13 protein-coding genes are annotated in these 15,593 nt (G+C 71.1%); 8 read left to right on the top strand and 5 right to left on the bottom strand.

The features are described 5' to 3' along the window. The first annotated feature begins 254 nt into the window (after nucleotides 1-254). From LQ938_RS04105 to LQ938_RS04095, 3 genes are all read left to right on the top strand, one after another. Nucleotides 255-1,130, top strand: a complete 876-nt coding sequence (locus tag LQ938_RS04105; protein WP_223721911.1) for a DNA/RNA helicase — start codon at nucleotides 255-257, stop codon at nucleotides 1,128-1,130. A gap of 606 nt (nucleotides 1,131-1,736) precedes the next feature. After that, nucleotides 1,737-3,326 (top strand): acyl-CoA carboxylase subunit beta, encoded by a 1,590-nt coding sequence (locus LQ938_RS04100; RefSeq protein ID WP_223721910.1) that lies wholly within the window; start codon nucleotides 1,737-1,739, stop codon nucleotides 3,324-3,326. After that, on the top strand, nucleotides 3,323-3,544 hold the full coding sequence (locus LQ938_RS04095) for an acyl-CoA carboxylase subunit epsilon (RefSeq protein ID WP_223721909.1): 222 nt from the start codon (nucleotides 3,323-3,325) through the stop codon (nucleotides 3,542-3,544). The genes LQ938_RS04100 and LQ938_RS04095 overlap by 4 nt, the downstream gene beginning before the upstream one ends. A gap of 297 nt (nucleotides 3,545-3,841) precedes the next feature. On the opposite strand, the gene LQ938_RS04090 is transcribed toward LQ938_RS04095, so the two are convergent. The 4 genes from LQ938_RS04090 to LQ938_RS04075 are packed head-to-tail and all read right to left on the bottom strand — an operon-like array spanning nucleotide 3,842 to nucleotide 8,098. Beyond that, nucleotides 3,842-4,888 carry a hypothetical protein gene (locus tag LQ938_RS04090; protein WP_223721908.1) on the bottom strand — a complete coding sequence of 349 codons (1,047 nt, stop codon included), beginning with the start codon at nucleotides 4,886-4,888 and terminating at the stop codon, nucleotides 3,842-3,844. Then, complete coding sequence (locus tag LQ938_RS04085; protein ID WP_223721907.1) at nucleotides 4,885-6,117, bottom strand: sensor histidine kinase; 1,233 nt, start codon at nucleotides 6,115-6,117, stop codon at nucleotides 4,885-4,887. The genes LQ938_RS04090 and LQ938_RS04085 overlap by 4 nt, the downstream gene beginning before the upstream one ends. Further along, nucleotides 6,107-6,772: a response regulator transcription factor gene (locus LQ938_RS04080; RefSeq protein WP_223721906.1), complete on the bottom strand. Its 666-nt coding sequence runs from the start codon at nucleotides 6,770-6,772 to the stop codon at nucleotides 6,107-6,109. The genes LQ938_RS04085 and LQ938_RS04080 overlap by 11 nt, the downstream gene beginning before the upstream one ends. A 42-nt stretch (nucleotides 6,773-6,814) precedes the next feature. Continuing rightward, on the bottom strand, nucleotides 6,815-8,098 hold the full coding sequence (locus LQ938_RS04075) for a class I SAM-dependent RNA methyltransferase (protein ID WP_223721905.1): 1,284 nt from the start codon (nucleotides 8,096-8,098) through the stop codon (nucleotides 6,815-6,817). Between the two features lie 69 nt (nucleotides 8,099-8,167). On the opposite strand from LQ938_RS04075, the gene LQ938_RS04070 reads away from it, so the two are divergent. Both LQ938_RS04070 and LQ938_RS04065 read left to right on the top strand, forming a co-directional pair. Next, a complete protein-coding gene (locus LQ938_RS04070; protein WP_223721904.1) occupies nucleotides 8,168-8,821 on the top strand; it encodes a Maf family protein in 654 nt (217 codons plus the stop codon). 78 nt (nucleotides 8,822-8,899) lie between these two features. Then, nucleotides 8,900-10,666 carry an acetyl/propionyl/methylcrotonyl-CoA carboxylase subunit alpha gene (locus LQ938_RS04065; protein WP_223721903.1) on the top strand — a complete coding sequence of 589 codons (1,767 nt, stop codon included), beginning with the start codon at nucleotides 8,900-8,902 and terminating at the stop codon, nucleotides 10,664-10,666. A 110-nt stretch (nucleotides 10,667-10,776) separates the two neighbouring features. Here the strand turns inward: LQ938_RS04065 and LQ938_RS04060 are convergent, their stop codons facing one another. Then, the gene (locus tag LQ938_RS04060; RefSeq protein WP_223721902.1) at nucleotides 10,777-12,228 is read right to left on the bottom strand and encodes an NAD(P)H-quinone dehydrogenase; all 1,452 of its coding nucleotides are present in this window, start codon (nucleotides 12,226-12,228) and stop codon (nucleotides 10,777-10,779) included. 85 nt (nucleotides 12,229-12,313) lie between these two features. Between LQ938_RS04060 and LQ938_RS04055 the strand changes: the two genes are divergently transcribed. The 3 genes from LQ938_RS04055 to LQ938_RS04045 are packed head-to-tail and all read left to right on the top strand — an operon-like array spanning nucleotide 12,314 to nucleotide 15,437. Beyond that, entirely contained in the window at nucleotides 12,314-13,147 is an 834-nt protein-coding gene (locus LQ938_RS04055; RefSeq protein ID WP_223721901.1) for a purine-nucleoside phosphorylase, read from the top strand. Beyond that, nucleotides 13,144-14,841: a phospho-sugar mutase gene (locus tag LQ938_RS04050; RefSeq protein WP_223721900.1), complete on the top strand. Its 1,698-nt coding sequence runs from the start codon at nucleotides 13,144-13,146 to the stop codon at nucleotides 14,839-14,841. Before LQ938_RS04055 ends, LQ938_RS04050 begins: the two co-directional genes overlap by 4 nt. Continuing rightward, nucleotides 14,838-15,437 carry a GNAT family N-acetyltransferase gene (locus LQ938_RS04045; protein WP_374197470.1) on the top strand — a complete coding sequence of 200 codons (600 nt, stop codon included), beginning with the start codon at nucleotides 14,838-14,840 and terminating at the stop codon, nucleotides 15,435-15,437. The genes LQ938_RS04050 and LQ938_RS04045 overlap by 4 nt, the downstream gene beginning before the upstream one ends. Nucleotides 15,438-15,593: the final 156 nt, after the last annotated feature.

Below are 15,593 nucleotides of genomic sequence, written 5' to 3'. Positions count from 1 at the left end.
GCACTCGCCGAGATGCGCCGCGCCACTCGCCGAGATGAGGATGATCTGCCGAGGCGAGGGAGGATGCGGCGCAAAAGCCCACGTCTCGGCGGAAACCCCTCCGCTCGGCGGGGCGCCTCGCCTCGGTCCCCGACGGCGCGGAGGTCGTCCGCGCCCGGATCGCACGCCGCCCACTGGTCCTCCCCGGCGCCACCCTGCCGCATCGCGCCTGTGCAGCGCGTCTCCGGGTGGCCTGCACGACGCAGGCTGGGGCGATGTCGATTCGCGCGCGTCTGCATCCGCTCGGCTACATCCATCGCGGCGATCTCGTCGATGCGGGGTGGTCCGCCGACCGCATCCGCCGCGCGGTGTCCGAGGAGGGGCTGCTGCTGCTCCGCCGGAAGTGGGTCGTCGATCCGGATGCGGATGCCGCCATCCGCGCGGCGGCGTCACGGGGCGCGCGACTCACGTGCGTCAGCGCCGCGGCGGTCCGGAATGTGTGGGTATCGGATGAACCCTCCGGCCCGCACCTCTGGCTGCCGCCGCACGCGAGCGCGAGCGTCGAGGGCCTCCGCGTGCACCGCGCCCGGCCCATCGTTCCCGCCCATCCGCGCTCGCTGGTCGAGCCGATCGAGAACGTCCTGGCCGCGATCGCCGTGTGCCAGCCGCTCGATCACGCGCGAGCGGCGTGGGAATCCACCGTCGCGCGGGGCATCGCGACACCGGAGCATCTTGCGGCCGTCACCTGGCCCGGCACGCGGGCGCGTGCTCTCAGCGCCGAGGTCGAGGACCTCTCGGACTCCGGGGTGGAGACGATCGGCGTCGCACGGCTCCGACGCGCGGGGGTGCCCGTCCGCCAGCAGGTGCGGCTCGCCGGACACGATGTCGACGGTCTCGTCGGCACTCATCTGGTGCTGCAGTTCGACGGACTCTCCTTCCACCAGGCCGCCGAACGCCGTCGCGACCTCGCGCACGATCGCACGCTCCGCCTGCTCGGCTGCACGGTATTCCGATACGACTACTTCGAGACCGTCCACGTCGCCGAGAAGATGGAGCGGGAGGTTCTCGACGCGATGGCGCAGGGCCTGCATCTGGCGCCCCTGCGGGCGGCATCCGCATCCGGTCACGGCTCCCGGCGCCTCCTGGGATGAGGATGATCTGCCCAGATGAGGGCGGATGCGGCGCACGCACCCTCATCTCGGCGGAATCCCCTCATCTCGGCCGCTAATCGTCGCGCGCCACACCTCACGCTCCGCACCGCGCACCCGCTCCTCACATCACGCACCGCGCATCCGCATCCGCATCCGCATCCGATGCCTCCCGAGATGAGGATGATCCGCCCAGGTGAGGGCGGATGCGGCGCACACACCCTCATCTCGGCGGAATCCCCTCATCTCAGCCGCGACTCGTCGCGCACCGCGCACGCGACGCACCTCACGCTCCGCACCGCGCACCCGCTCCTCACACCACGCATCCGCATCCGCATCCGGAGCCTCCTCAGATGAGGATGATCTACCCAGATGAGGGCGGATGCGGCGCACGCACCCTCATCTCGGCGGAATCCCCTCATCTCGGCCGCGACTCGTCCCGCGCTGCACGCCCCGACCGACTCACGCACCGCCCACCCCGCACCCCCACCCCCGCACCCACCCCCGCACCCACCCCCCACCGGCGCGGAGCATGCGCACAGCGGATCCGGCCAACCGCTGTGCCCACCCTCCAAGGCCGCCGGCATCCCCGCCGATAGGGTGGAACGCGTGACGGACACCCCCGACCTCTCGACCACCGCCGGCAAGATCGCGGATCTGCGCCAGCGCTACCAGGAAGCGGTTCTCGACGCCGAGGACGCCGCCCAGAAGAAGCAGCACGCGAAGAACAAGCTGACGGCGCGCGAGCGCATCGAGATGCTCGTCGATCACGGCAGCTTCGTCGAGATGGACGAGTACGTGCGTCACCGCACGACCGCGTTCGGGATGGACAAGTCCCGCCCCTACGGCGACTCCGTCGTCACGGGCGTCGGCACGATCCACGGCCGCACGGTCGCCGTGTACGCGCAGGACTTCTCCACCTTCGGCGGCTCGCTCGGCGAGGCCGCGGGCGACAAGATCATCAAGGTCATGGAGTTCGCCCTGCGCGGCGGCATGCCCTGCATCGGCATCCTCGACTCCGGCGGCGCCCGCATCCAGGAAGGCGTCGTCGCCCTCGGCAAGTACGGCGAGATCTTCCGGCTGAACACCGCCGCATCCGGCGTCATCCCGCAGATCTCGATCATCATGGGCCCCGCGGCCGGCGGCGCGGTGTACTCCCCCGCCCTCACCGACTTCGTCATCATGGTCGATAAGACCAGCCAGATGTTCGTCACCGGCCCCGACGTGATCAAGACCGTCACCGGCGAGGACGTCGGCATGGAAGAACTCGGCGGCGCCCACACCCACAACTCACGCTCCGGGGTCGCGCACTACCTGGCCGACGACGAAGACGACGCGATCGACTACGTCCGCTCGCTGCTCGGGTACCTGCCCGACAACAACATGGCCGAGATCCCGACGTACGAGAGCGCGTTCGAGTTCGAGACGACGGATGCGGACCGCTTCCTCAACACCGTCATCCCCGACTCGGCCAACCAGCCCTACGACATCCGTCAGGTCATCGAGCACATCGTCGACGGCGGTGAGTTCCTCGAGGTCCAGCCGCTGTTCGCACCGAACATCATGATCGGCTTCGGTCGCGTCGAAGGTCGCTCGGTCGGCATCATCGCGAACCAGCCGTCGCAGATGGCCGGCACGCTGAACATCGACGCGGGCGAGAAGGCCAGCCGCTTCGTGCGGTTCTGCGACGCCTTCTCCATCCCGATCGTCACGCTCGTCGACGTGCCCGGCTATCTGCCGGGCACAGACCAGGAGTGGACGGGTGTCATCCGTCGCGGTGCGAAGCTGCTGTACGCCTACGCGGAGGCCACCGTGCCGCTCGTGACGGTCATCCTCCGCAAGGCCTACGGCGGCGCGTACATCGTGATGGGCTCCAAGCAGCTCGGCGCCGATGTGAACCTCGCGTGGCCGACCGCGGAGATCGCCGTGATGGGCGGTCAGGGCGCAGTCAACATCCTCTACCGGGGCGAACTCAAGCGCGCCGAAGAGGCCGGCGAAGACGTCGCCGCGGTCCGCACCAAGCTCGCGAACGAGTACACCTACAACGTCGCGTCGCCTTTCCTCGCGGCAGAGCGCGGCGAGCTCGACAGCATCATCGAGCCCGCCCAGACGCGTGTCGCGATCGCGAAGGCGCTGCGTTCGCTGCGCGGCAAGCGTGCCAGCCTGCCGCCCAAGAAGCACGGGAACATCCCCCTGTGACCGCTGAGCCTGCCCCCGGTCTGAGGGTGGATGTTCGGCGCGGACACCCCACCGAGGAAGAACTCGCCGCGGTGATCGCCGTCGTCACGACCGGCTACGTGGAGGAGTCCGAGGACGCACGCGCCGATGAGACCCGGCGCTCGCGGTGGGAGATCTCGCAGCGCGGGCTCCGCTCCCCCCTGCGCCGGGATCTGGGCTGGGGTGGATTCTCCGGCTGAGCCCGGAAAATGTCCCCCAAAAGACCTACAGACGACGCGCGCACCGCTAGCGATACTTGAACCGCTGGAACGCGTTTTCGCGTTCGGTCGTTCCGCTGTCGACCAGGGTAGACAGACGGGACCGGCCTCGCAGACGGTTTTCGGGTAACCGTCTGCCCGGGGCGGGGGGCGTGCGTTTCGCCGCCTCCCGCTCCCCTCCTCTTCACCGCGACGATCGCGCGGGTCACGTTCTCGAGCGCGTGCCGCCGCATCCGCTCATGCACACGGCCGCGACCGCACCCTCACCCGCAAGCGCGCTCAGCGAATGGGGTGTTCGATCTCGCGCCAGAGGTCGACGCTGTCTTCGTCCGACAGTCCGAGCGCCGATGCGGCCCGGCCCACAACCGTCACCGCAACGCGGTCGTCGGGGGACGTGCGGATGTAGAGCCGTTCCGAGCGGGCGCTCCGCAGCGTGTCGGCGAGCTCGCGTCGGATCTCGCCGAGCTGCCCCTCGTCGAGGCCGTCCAGGCCGCCCTCGTCGAGCACCGTCACGAGCGCACCACGGCGCCGCGCTGCATCCAGCGCCTCCCGCACGGCCTCGTCGAGAAGGCGCGGTCCGCGCAGCTCGTCGCGCAGCCGCCCCTCGGCGATCCGCGCCTCGGTGCGCTCCTCCGGGGTGAGCGATCCGCCGCTCGCGATCGTGCGGCCGAGAACGGGCCCGGCGACGGCGAGCGCCCGCTGAACCTGGATGCGGCGCTCCCGCTGCTGCCCGCTCTGTGCGGCGTGCACGGCGGATGCCTTGCGCTGCAGCTCGCTGAGCCGCTCGGTGTCGCGCGCCGCGCGATCCAGCGCGAAGGTGAAGAACTGCGCGCCCGCGACCCAGACGACCGACCCGACCAGACCGAGACCGAGCGCGTCGCCCGGGCCGAGCAGGAACATCGACCAGCCGGCGAGCAGAGCCGTACCGCTCCAGGCCGGCCACGGACGGCGGCGGACGACGAGGATCGTCATCGTCGCGCCGATGCCGCCGATGTACCAGGTCGCGTACTGCTCGGTCAGCGCTCCGCTGCCGACGCCGAGGCTGACCGCCGGCGGGAGGATCATCGCGACGACCAGCGCCACCAGGCACACCCACACCGGCAGCCGTTCGTTCCCGCGACCCACCGACACGCTGTTCGTGCGGGCCGCGGTGCGCCACGATAGTCCCCAGAAGATGCAGAGCCACGCGCTCACGAGGTAGACGACCATCGTCGTGTAGAGCAGGGGCAGATTGTCGACGGGCCCGGTGAGCCAGGCCGCGCGCGCGATCAGGAACGATGTGAAAGCGACGCCGAGCATCGAGATGACGAAACGGATGCTGATCATGCCGCCCCGCTTCGCCAGACCATCGTGATGCGGGTACCGGTTTCGTCGGAGTCGACGACGGCTTCGCCACCGAACGCGCTCACCCGGGCGAGGATCGACGCCCGGATGCCGAGCCGATCGGCCGGCACGCTGCGGATGTCGAAGCCGCCTCCGGCGTCTTGCACGGTGATGATGACGCCCTCGGGCGCCGGGCGTCCCTCGACGGTGACGGTCAGGTCGGCCGCGCCGGCGTGCTCGACGGCGTTCGCCAGCGCCTGGGTCGCCGCCAGCACGAGTGCGCGCGCCACACGTCCGGGGACGGTCGGGGTGTCCGGATGCATCTGCACCCGGATGTCTGCATCCGCCCGCATCTCGACCAGGACGTTCCGGATGCCGTCGACGATCGAGTCGGCCGGTACCGGCGCATCGCTGCCCTCGCCGACGTCGCGGTCGGTGTTGGCCAACCGGGTCAGCGCCTCGCGAGCCATCGACACCGCGAGGTCGCGTTCCCGGGGGGTCTCGGCCCGCTCCGCCGCGATGAGCGCCGCCAGCACGCTGTCGTGCATCAGCGCCGCGACCGCGACGCGCTCCCGCTCGGTGGCGTTCACCGCGGCGGCCTGCGCGTAGGACGACACGGCGCGCGCGCGTCGATCGTCGATCGTGGTCGCGGCGGTGCGGAACGTCCACCCGACCATCATCAGGACGCTCCCGAGGATGAGCGAGTAGGAGCTGTCGAGCACGACCGCGATCCACGCTTCGGGGACGAACTGCGCCTCGACCATCCGCACCAGGCAGTACAGCACCGGAATCGCGATGGTGACGACGAGGTGTACCCGGAACGGCATGACGATCACCGCGGCGACCGTGGCCACGTTCACGATGAAGTAGATCCACGGCTGGAAGGTGATGGCGGTCTGCGATCCGGCCGTCGCCATCGGCCAGAGCAGGAGCACGATCACGTACGCGGCGACGAAGATCGTGCCGAACGTTCTCACCGCCGTGCCGGAGAAGAACGAGATCACGGTGAGGACGAGGGGAACGAAGGTCAGAAGCTGTAGCGGCAGCAGCCAGCCCGGACGAACATCGGGCGCCCCGATCGAGGCGAAGAACCCCTGGGCCCCGAGGGCCAGGATTCCGATCGCCACGGACACCGCCATGACCCGTTCCACGCGCTCGCGGGTGAAGGATGCGATGCCCGGGATTCCCGCGTATTCGTCGACGGTCGGCGCCGCGGGGGCCTTAGCCGCCATTGGCGCCCACCGAGTACTCCTCGAGCAGGCCGTCTTCGAGCGCGCGGCGCAGCAGGTCTACCTTCGTGGGCGCGGGGCGCCCGACTTCGACGTACTTGATCCGGATGCGGGTGATGTTCTCTTTCGCAGTCGAGAACGCGATCCCGAGCCGCTCGCCGACGGCTTTCAGCGGCAGACCCGCGGCGTACAGCCGCAACACCTCGCGCTCGCGGACCGAGAGCTGCGCGTCGGCGAACGCGCGGTCACCTTCGATGGCGCTCGCCCACTCGACGGTGTTCAGCGCGTCGCCGGCCGCGACCGTCTCGATCGCCGAGACGACGTCGTGCACGGGTGAGGCCTTGCTGATGACGCCGGCCGCGCCCGCCTGGAGCGCCTCGCGAACGGCGGCGGGCCGGTCGGCGACGCTGTAGATGATGACCGCGCTGCCGTCGTCGACGAGGCGGTTGACGTTCTCGGAGACCGTCGTTCCGTCGCCGAGGGTCAGATCGAGCACGACGACATCCGCCGGGGCGCCGCCGTCCTCACGGCGCCACGCGAGGTAGGCGTCGACGGTGGCACCCGAGAAGATCACCTGGGTGGTGCCGGTGCGCGCGCACGCCGCCTCGACCCCGAGCCGGACGGACTCGTGGTCATCGACGAAAGCAACGCGCGTCATGCGCTCATGCTAACCGCGGCACCGACACCGGATGGCGAGGCGTCACCGGGTGAGGGCGACGACGGCTTCGATGTGATGCGAGTGCGGGAACAGATCGACGGCCCGCACCGTGGCGGCCTCGTAGCCCTCCTCGCGGAACACCGCGAGGTCCCGGGCGAGCGCGACCGGGTCGCACGCGACGTAGACGATCGCGCGCGGAGCGAGCCTGGCGATCGCGCGCGTCGTCTGCGTTCCCGCACCCGACCGGGGCGGGTCGAGTACCACGACACCGCGCTGCAGCCGCTCCTGCTCCGCGGCGCTCGCGCCGCTCGCCAGCGCGTCGACCCAGCGCTCGACGCGGGCCGTCTCCGCACGCGCGCCGACCCATTCCGCGAGATTCTCCCCCGCGTGCTCGGTCGCCCGAGCGTCGGATTCGACCGTCGTGATGCGCGCGAGCGGGCCGACGACGTCACCGATGGCCGCGGCCAGCAGGCCGACACCGCCGTAGAGGTCGAGGTGCCAGCCGTCCGCATCCGCTCCGACCTCGCGCAACGCGTCGGTGACGAGATCGGTCAGGGTGCGGGGCGCGAGGCGATGCACCTGCCAGAATCCGCCGGCGTCCACGCGGAACTCCCGCTCGCCGACGATCTCGCGGACGACCTCCGGGGTCGCCCGGCGCGCCGGCCGAGCGTCGGGGCGCGGCAGCACGCGCACACGCCCGTCGGCGGGCTGGACGAGGTCGATCCGTCCCGGCCGACCGTGATCGAGGCGTGCGGCGGTCTCCGCGATCGCAGCGGTCGCCAACGGATGCTCCGAGACCGGAACCACCCGATGGCTGCGCGCGCCGAACGGTCCGATGCGGCCGTCCGCATCCACGTGCAGGCTGACGCGCGTACGCCAGCCGGTGCCGTCCTCGGACTCCTCGTGCACGGCGCCCGCGGCGTCGGTCACCGGACGCGGCGGCTCGATCGTCGCCGGGAGGTCCAGTTTGCCGATCCGCGCGAGGGCATCCTCGACGACGCGGAGCTTGAGGGCGCGTTGCTCGTCCAGCGCGATGTGCCCGAAGTCGGCCCCGCCGGGACGATCGTCGGCCGGGTGGTCGAGGCCCGCCTGCGCCCACACGTGCGGCCGGCGGTGCGGCGACGCGTCGAGCACCTCGACGACCTCGCCACGCCAGAACGCGGGCTTGCGGGTATCGGTCAGACGCACCCGAACCCGCTCGCCGGGCATCGTGTCGGGCACGAACACGACACGCCCCTTCTCGCCGGGCTCGCCGTGGCGGCCGACGAAGACGCCGCCGTGGGCGACATCCGTGATCTCGAGGTCGATGACGTCACCGGTGTCCATACGTCGAGCCTGTCACATGCCGTGGCGGGCCGATCGCCGGGCGGACCGGGGCGCACTACCGTGGAGATCATGCCCCTTCGCGTGCTGCTCGCCTCCACGTCTCCCGCCAGGCTCATGCTGCTGCGCCAGGCCGGCATCGAACCCGAGACGCAGGCACCGGACGTCGACGAAGAGGCCGTCATCGCCGCCGTCGAGGCCGGAGAGGGGCGCACACTCGCCCCCGACGAGCACGTCCTGCTGCTCGCTCGCCGGAAAGCGGCCGCCGTCACCGCCGTCGTCGAAGCCGACGACCCCGCGTTCGACGGCATCGTCATCGGCGGCGACTCGATGTTCGAGATCGACGGCGAGATCCTGGGCAAGCCCTACACGCCGGAGGCGGCCACGGCCCGCTGGCACCAGATGCGCGGGCGCACCGGCGTGCTGCATTCCGGCCACAGCGTCGTGCGACTCTCTCCCGGACGACCCCCGCAGGAGGCGCACGCGGTGGCGGCCGCATCCGTCACCTTCGCCGCTGACGTCACCGACGGCGAGGTCGCGGCGTACGTCGCCACCGGAGAACCGCTGCTGGTCGCGGGCGCGTTCACGGTCGACAGCCTCGGCGGGGCCTTCATCACGCGGGTCGAGGGCGACCCCTCGACCGTCGTCGGCATGTCGCTGTCGACTCTCCGGCAGCTCTGCCGGCAACTCGACGTGACCTGGACCGACCTGTGGGACGTGTCGTAGGAACCCACCCACGGTTTGTCCGCCGTTTTGTGAGGTTCGGTCAAAAACAGTCGGGAAACGCTCGGTAGGCTGGCACCCATGCCTCGAATCGCCAAGGTCCTCATCGCGAATCGCGGCGAGATCGCCGTCCGCATCATCCGTGCCGCTCGCGACTCCGGCAAGGCGTCCGTCGCCGTCTACGCCGACCAGGATCGCGACGCCCTCCACGTCCGCCTCGCCGATGAGGCCTACGCACTCGAGGGCGCAACGAGCGCCGACACGTACCTCTCCATCGAGAAGATCCTCTCGATCGCCCGCCGCTCGGGGGCGGATGCGGTGCACCCCGGCTACGGCTTCCTTGCGGAGAACGCCGAGTTCGCCCGCGCCGTCATCGCAGCGGGGCTCATCTGGATCGGGCCGTCCCCCGACGCCATCGAGTCGCTCGGCGACAAGGTGACCGCCCGCCACGTGGCCGAGAAGGTCGGCGCGCCGCTCGCCCCCGGCACGCCGGGGCCCGTGTCCGGTGCCGACGAAGTGGTCGCGTTCGCTCGGGAGTTCGGGCTGCCGATCGCCATCAAGGCGGCATACGGCGGCGGCGGGCGCGGCCTCAAGGTCGCGCGCGAACTCGACGAGGTCGAGGAACTGTTCGAATCCGCCACCCGCGAGGCGATCACCGCGTTCGGTCGCGGCGAGTGCTTCGTCGAGAAGTACCTCGACAAGCCCCGCCACGTCGAGACGCAGTGCCTGGCGGATGCGGCCGGCAACGTCGTCATCATCTCCACCCGCGACTGCTCTCTACAGCGTCGCCACCAGAAGCTCGTCGAGGAGGCGCCCGCGCCGTTCCTGACCGCAGAGCAGAACCGCATCCTCTACGAGTCGTCCAAGGCGATCCTCCGCGAGGTCGGATATCTCGGCGCCGGCACGTGCGAGTTCCTCATCGGCGCCGACGGCACGATCTCCTTCCTCGAGGTCAACACGCGACTGCAGGTCGAGCACACGGTCTCGGAGGAAGTCACCGGGATCGACCTCGTCCGCGAGCAGTTCCGGATCGCCGAGGGCGAGCTCATCGGTTACGACGACCCGGCGCCGGTCGGCCACTCGATCGAGTTCCGGATCAACGGCGAAGACCCCGGTCGCGGCTTCCTGCCCCAGCCCGGCCCGATCAGCGTCTTCAAGACGTTCGGTGGCCCCGGCATCCGGCTCGATTCGGGAGTGACCGCGGGCGATGCCGTCTCGGGCGCGTTCGACTCGCTGCTCGCGAAGCTCATCGTCACCGGTCGCGACCGCGACGAGGCGCTCGCTCGCGCCCGCCGCGCGCTCGACGAGTTCGAGGTCGCCGGGCTTCCGACCGTGATCCCCTTCCACCGCAAGGTCGTCCGCGACCCCGCCTTCACCGCGGAGAGCGGCGAATTCGGCGTCTTCACCCGCTGGATCGAGACCGAGTTCGACAACGACATCCCCGCGTGGGACGGCGAGTTGGGCGACCCGGCCCCGGCGGAGGCGCGCCACACGGTCGTCGTCGAGGTCGGTGGCAAGCGCCTCGAGGTGAGCCTGCCCGACCGCATCGCTGCGGCGCCCGCCGCATCCGGACGCCCCGCGATCGTGCCGCCCTCGCGCCGCTCGCACCAGACTTCGGTCGTCGCGGGAGCATCGGGCGACGCGGTCAAGGCTCCGATGCAGGCCACGATCGTGAAACTCGCCGTCGAGGACGGCCAGCAGGTCGTCAAGGGCGACCTCGTCGTCGTGCTCGAAGCCATGAAGATGGAGCAGCCGATCCAGGCCCACAAGGACGGCGTGGTCGGCGGGATCGACGCCGCCCCCGGCACGACCGTCTCCGCCGGCCACCGACTGCTCACGATCACCTAGGCGCGCCACTTTTCTGCTCCCGCGCCTCAGATCTGTGGCGCGGGAGCAGAAAAGTAGCGCGCGACAAGGGACTGCGGGAACGGGGGCGGGCCGCACCCGCCCGCGCGGGGTCAGTCCTCGTCTTCGCCGGAGCGCTCGACGACGTGCATCGCGCGCATCGCGTCGGTGATGCTGCCCGAGAGCGACGGGTACACCGCGAACACGCGAGAGACCTGGTCGACCGTCAGGCGGCGCTCGGCGGCGATCGCGATCGGGTAGATCATGTCGGATGCGCGGGGTCCGACGATCACGCCGCCCAGCACAGTGCCGCTGTTCTTCTGGGCGATGATCTTGACGAAGCCGTCCTTGATGCCCATCATCTTCGCGCGCGGGTTCGCGGCGAGCGGGAGCTTGCGGACGACGCCGTTGACGGTGCCCTCCGCGATGTCCTTCTCCTGCCACCCGACGGTCGCGATCTCGGGCGCGGTGAAGATGTTGGCGGCGATACGGCGCTGGTCGAGCGGGATGACGACATCGCCGAGCGCGTGGAAGATCGCCGTGCGCCCCTGCATCGAGGCGACCGACGCGAGCGGCACGAACGTCGTGCAGTCCCCCGCGGCGTAGATGTTCGGCACGGAGGTGCGGGCGACCCGATTGACCCGGATGTGGCCGGACTCGGTCATCTCGATCCCGGCCTCTTCCAGCCCGATGCCGGCGGTGTTCGGTACCGACCCGACCGCCATCAGGCAGTGGCTGCCCTCGACGGTCCGCCCATCGGAAAGGGTCACGACGACACCCGAACCCGTGTTCACGACCCGGTCGGCGCGCGCCTTCGCGAGAAGCGTCATGCCGCCGCGGGCGAACACCTTCTCGAGCACCGCCGCCGCATCCGCATCCTCACCCGGGAGCACCTGGTCGCGGCTCGACACGAGGGTCACCTTCGCGCCGAGGTTCATGTACGCCGAAGCGAACTCGGCGCCGGTCACGCCCGAGCCGACCACGATGAGGTGCTCGGGGACCGTCTTCATGTCGTACAGCTGAGTCCACGTGAGGATGCGGCTGCCATCGGGCTTCGCCGTCGGAAGCTCACGCGGCGAGGCGCCGACCGAGACGACCAGGGTGTCGGCTTCGACGCGGTCGAAATCGGTGCCGCCGGGGCCCGTCGAGACGACGACAGCCCGCGGACCTTCCAGGCGCCCGTGCCCGGAGATGATGCGGACGCCGGCCTCGACGAGAGTGGCGCGCATGTCGTCGGACTGCTGGCGAGCGAGCGCGAGCGTGCGGCGGTTGACGGCCGCGAGGTTGATCGCGATGTGGGGCTGAAGGGGCGTGCCGTCGCCGTTCCGCGCGAACAGCTGCACGCCCAGGTCGCCGGCACCCGCGATCGACACCGCCGCATCCGCCGTCGCGATCAGCGTCTTGGATGGGACGACGTCGGTGATCACGGCCGAGCCGCCGATGCCGGAGCGCTCGACGACCGTCACCTCGGCCCCCAGCTGGGCGGCGGCGAGCGCGGCGTCGTATCCGCCGGGCCCTCCACCGATGATGGCGACGCTCTGCGAACTCTCGAAGCTGACGGACATGTGCTCATTGTCTCCCGCGCGCGCGGGCAGCGCGAAACCGCGCGCCCGAGTGGCCCCGCGGGGCGCGGATTCATAAGGTGGGGGGATGGCAGTTACCGGCACCCACCCCCTCGACGATCCCGCAGCCGACCCGTTCGAGGTCGCACGCCAAGCCGCGGACGACATCGCGCGCCTGACCGGCGTCGCCCAGCACGACATCGCGCTCACCCTCGGCAGCGGATGGGGTAAGGCCGCGGAGCTCATCGGCGAGACCGTCGCGACGATCCCGGCGACCGAGGTGACCGGCTTCAGCAAGCCCGCGCTCGAGGGACACGTCGGCACGCTCCGCAGCGTCCGCACGCCCGGCGGCAAGAACGTGCTCGTCATCGGCGCGCGCACCCACTACTACGAGGACCACGGCGTCCGCCGGGTCGTGCACAGCGTGCGAACCGCGGCCGCGACGGGCGTGAAGACGATGGTGCTCACCAACGGCGCCGGCGGCATCAAGCGCGAGTGGACGCCCGGGCAGCCGGTGCTCATCAGCGACCACATCAACCTGACCGCCGACTCGCCGCTCGAGGGCGCCACGTTCATCGACCTCACCGACCTCTACTCCACGCGCCTGCGCGAGCTGGCCCGCGGGATCGACCCGTCGCTCGACGAGGGTGTGTACGTGCAGTTCCGCGGTCCGCACTACGAGACTCCCGCCGAGGTGCAGATGGCGCGGATCATCGGCGGGCACATCGTCGGCATGTCGACCGCGCTCGAGGCGATCGCCGCGCGACAGGCCGGCATGGAGATCCTCGGGTTCTCGCTCATCACGAACCTCGCCGCCGGCATCCAGACCACGCCGCTCAGCCACGCCGAGGTGATCGAGGCGGGCCGCGAGGCGGAGCCCGTGATCTCTGCCCTGCTCGCTCGCGTGATCGGCGCGCTGTGAGCGCCCCGGACGCGGCGGGCGGTTTCGCCGCTGCGGCACGCGACTGGCTCGCGCAGGATCCCGATCCGGAGACCCGTGCAGAGCTCGAGGCCATCCTGGAGCGGGCGGATGCGGGCGACGCCGCCGCATCCGCCGAACTCGCGGACCGCTTCGACGGTCGACTCGAGTTCGGCACGGCCGGCCTCCGCGGCGAACTCGGCGCCGGCCCGCAGCGGATGAACCGGGTGCTCGTCGCGCAGGCCGCCGCGGGACTCGCGGGCTACCTGCGGGAACACGCCCCGGCCGGCCGGACGCCGACCGTGGTCGTCGGCTACGACGGGCGCAAGAACTCCGACGTCTTCGCGCGCGACTCCGCCGAGATCTTCGCCGGCGCCGACTTCGATGCCGTGCTGCTGCCGCGTCTTCTGCCGACGCCCGTGCTGGCCTTCGCCGTGCGCGCCCTCGGCGCCGACGCCGGCGTCATGGTCACGGCGAGCCACAATCCGCCGAACGACAACGGGTACAAGGTGTACCTCGGCGGCGCCGACGACGGCTCGCAGATCGTTCCGCCCGCCGACGGCGAGATCGCCGCGCACATCGCGCGGGTCGCTGCATCTGCTCCCGTCAGCGAACTGCCGCGGTCCCTCGCCTACCGCACGGCGCCCGAGTCCGTCGTGGACGCCTACGTCGAGGCGACCTCCGCCGTCGCCCCCGCGGTCGCCGGCGCCGAGGGGCTCCGCTGGGTCTACACCGCCCTGCACGGCGTCGGAGCGGAGACGCTCGGACGCATCGTGTCGACCGCGGGGTACCCGGCCCCCATCGTGGTCGCCGAGCAGATCCAGCCCGATGCCGCGTTCCCGACGGTGGCCTTCCCGAACCCCGAGGAGCCGGGCGCGATGGACCTCGCGTTCGAGACCGCGCGGCGCGAGAACGCCGAACTGATCATCGCGAACGACCCCGACGCCGACCGCTTGGCGGTCGCGATCCCGGATGCGGACGCCGACGGCGGATGGCGACGCCTGACCGGCAACCAGGTCGGGCTGCTGCTCGGCTGGCGCGCTGCGCGGCTGGTCGCTGCATCCGGTGCCACCGAAGGCGCAGCGCTCGCGTGCTCGCTGGTCTCCTCCCCCGGCCTCGAGGCCGTGGCGACGCACTACGGGCTCGACTTTCACGCCACCCTGACGGGCTTCAAGTGGATCTCGCGCGCCCCCGGCCTCGCCTACGGGTTCGAAGAAGCCCTCGGCTACCTCGTGAATCCCGGAACCGTGCGCGACAAGGACGGGATCTCGGCCGCGGTCGCGATCCTCGGCCTCGTCGCCGAGGCGCGCGCCGACGGCCGCACGCTCTCCGATCTGCTGACCGAGTTCGACGAGACCTTCGGGTACTACGCGAGCGATCAGATCTCGGTGCGGGTCGACGATGTCTCGACGATCGCCCGGATCATGGCTGCGCTGCGGGCGCAGCATCCGGCCCGGATCGGCGAGACCAAGGTCACCCGCGTCGACGACCTGCTCGAGGGATCCGGCGACCTGCCGCCCGGCGATGTGCTGCGGTACGCGGTCAAGGGCGGCGGGCGCCTGATCGTGCGCCCCTCCGGTACCGAACCGAAACTCAAGCTGTACCTCGACGTGCGGGGCGACTCCGCGGATGCTGCCCGCACCCGCCTGGACGCGCTGTCCTCCGGCGCACGAGCGCTTCTCGACAGCCTGTCGTGAGCGAGGGGTTCGCCGCGACGCCGGCGCTCGAGAACGACATCGTTCGCCTCGAGCCGCTGGCGCTCTCGCACGCCGCCGACCTTGCGGAAGCGGTCGCGGTCGATGACCTGTGGCGCACCTGGTACACCCGCATCCCCGCGCCCGACGCGGTGCCGGCCGAGATCGAACGGCGGCTCGCCGCGCAGCGGAGCGGGACCATGGCGCCGTGGGCGATCGTGCCGGTGTCGACCGGTCGCGCCGTGGGGATGACCACGTACATGAACATCGACGCCCCCAACCGGCGTCTGGAGATCGGCTCGACCTGGATCGGTGCGGCGGCGCAGAGCACCGGGGTCAACCCGGCGGCGAAGCTGCTGCTGCTCACGCGCGCGTTCGAGGACCTCGACTGCATCGCGGTGGAGTTCCGCACACACTGGCACAACCACCAGTCGCGTGCCGCGATCGCCCGTCTCGGCGCGAAGCAGGACGGGGTGCTCCGCAACCATTCCGTGTGGGCGGACGGATCGCTGCGCGACACGGTCGTGTTCTCGATCATCGACCGCGAGTGGCCCGCGGCCCGCACGGCCCTCGAGCAGCGCCTCCGCCGCCGCGCCTGACCCCGCGCCGCGCGCCCGCGCTCCCCGCGCCTCGTTTGGGGCGCATTCCTGAGGGTTTGGGGCGCATTCGTGCGGTTGGGGCGCGAAAATCGTGCCCCAACCGCAGGATTGTGCCCCGAACGCCTGGTCGGCTTGGAGCGGAGCGTGCACGGGGGC

It is taken from the genome of Microbacterium sp. cx-55, from assembly GCF_021117345.1.
In the GTDB taxonomy this organism is placed as follows: Bacteria; Actinomycetota; Actinomycetes; order Actinomycetales; family Microbacteriaceae; genus Microbacterium.
This window is presented reverse-complemented; position numbering and strand designations above follow the sequence as displayed.

What these genes read in the sequence shown, in the direction of transcription:
- LQ938_RS04075 (WP_223721905.1), bottom strand. Translation starts at nt 8,098, where the DNA reads ATGGACACCGGTGACGTCATCGACCTCGAGATCACGGATGTCGCCCAC.
- LQ938_RS04090 (WP_223721908.1), bottom strand. Translation starts at nt 4,888, where the DNA reads ATGATCAGCATCCGTTTCGTCATCTCGATGCTCGGCGTCGCTTTCACA.
- LQ938_RS04080 (WP_223721906.1), bottom strand. Translation starts at nt 6,772, where the DNA reads ATGACGCGCGTTGCTTTCGTCGATGACCACGAGTCCGTCCGGCTCGGG.
- LQ938_RS04085 (WP_223721907.1), bottom strand. Translation starts at nt 6,117, where the DNA reads ATGGCGGCTAAGGCCCCCGCGGCGCCGACCGTCGACGAATACGCGGGA.
- LQ938_RS04065 (WP_223721903.1), top strand. Translation starts at nt 8,900, where the DNA reads ATGCCTCGAATCGCCAAGGTCCTCATCGCGAATCGCGGCGAGATCGCC.
- LQ938_RS04055 (WP_223721901.1), top strand. Translation starts at nt 12,314, where the DNA reads ATGGCAGTTACCGGCACCCACCCCCTCGACGATCCCGCAGCCGACCCG.
- LQ938_RS04105 (WP_223721911.1), top strand. Translation starts at nt 255, where the DNA reads ATGTCGATTCGCGCGCGTCTGCATCCGCTCGGCTACATCCATCGCGGC.
- LQ938_RS04060 (WP_223721902.1), bottom strand. Translation starts at nt 12,228, where the DNA reads ATGTCCGTCAGCTTCGAGAGTTCGCAGAGCGTCGCCATCATCGGTGGA.
- LQ938_RS04070 (WP_223721904.1), top strand. Translation starts at nt 8,168, where the DNA reads ATGCCCCTTCGCGTGCTGCTCGCCTCCACGTCTCCCGCCAGGCTCATG.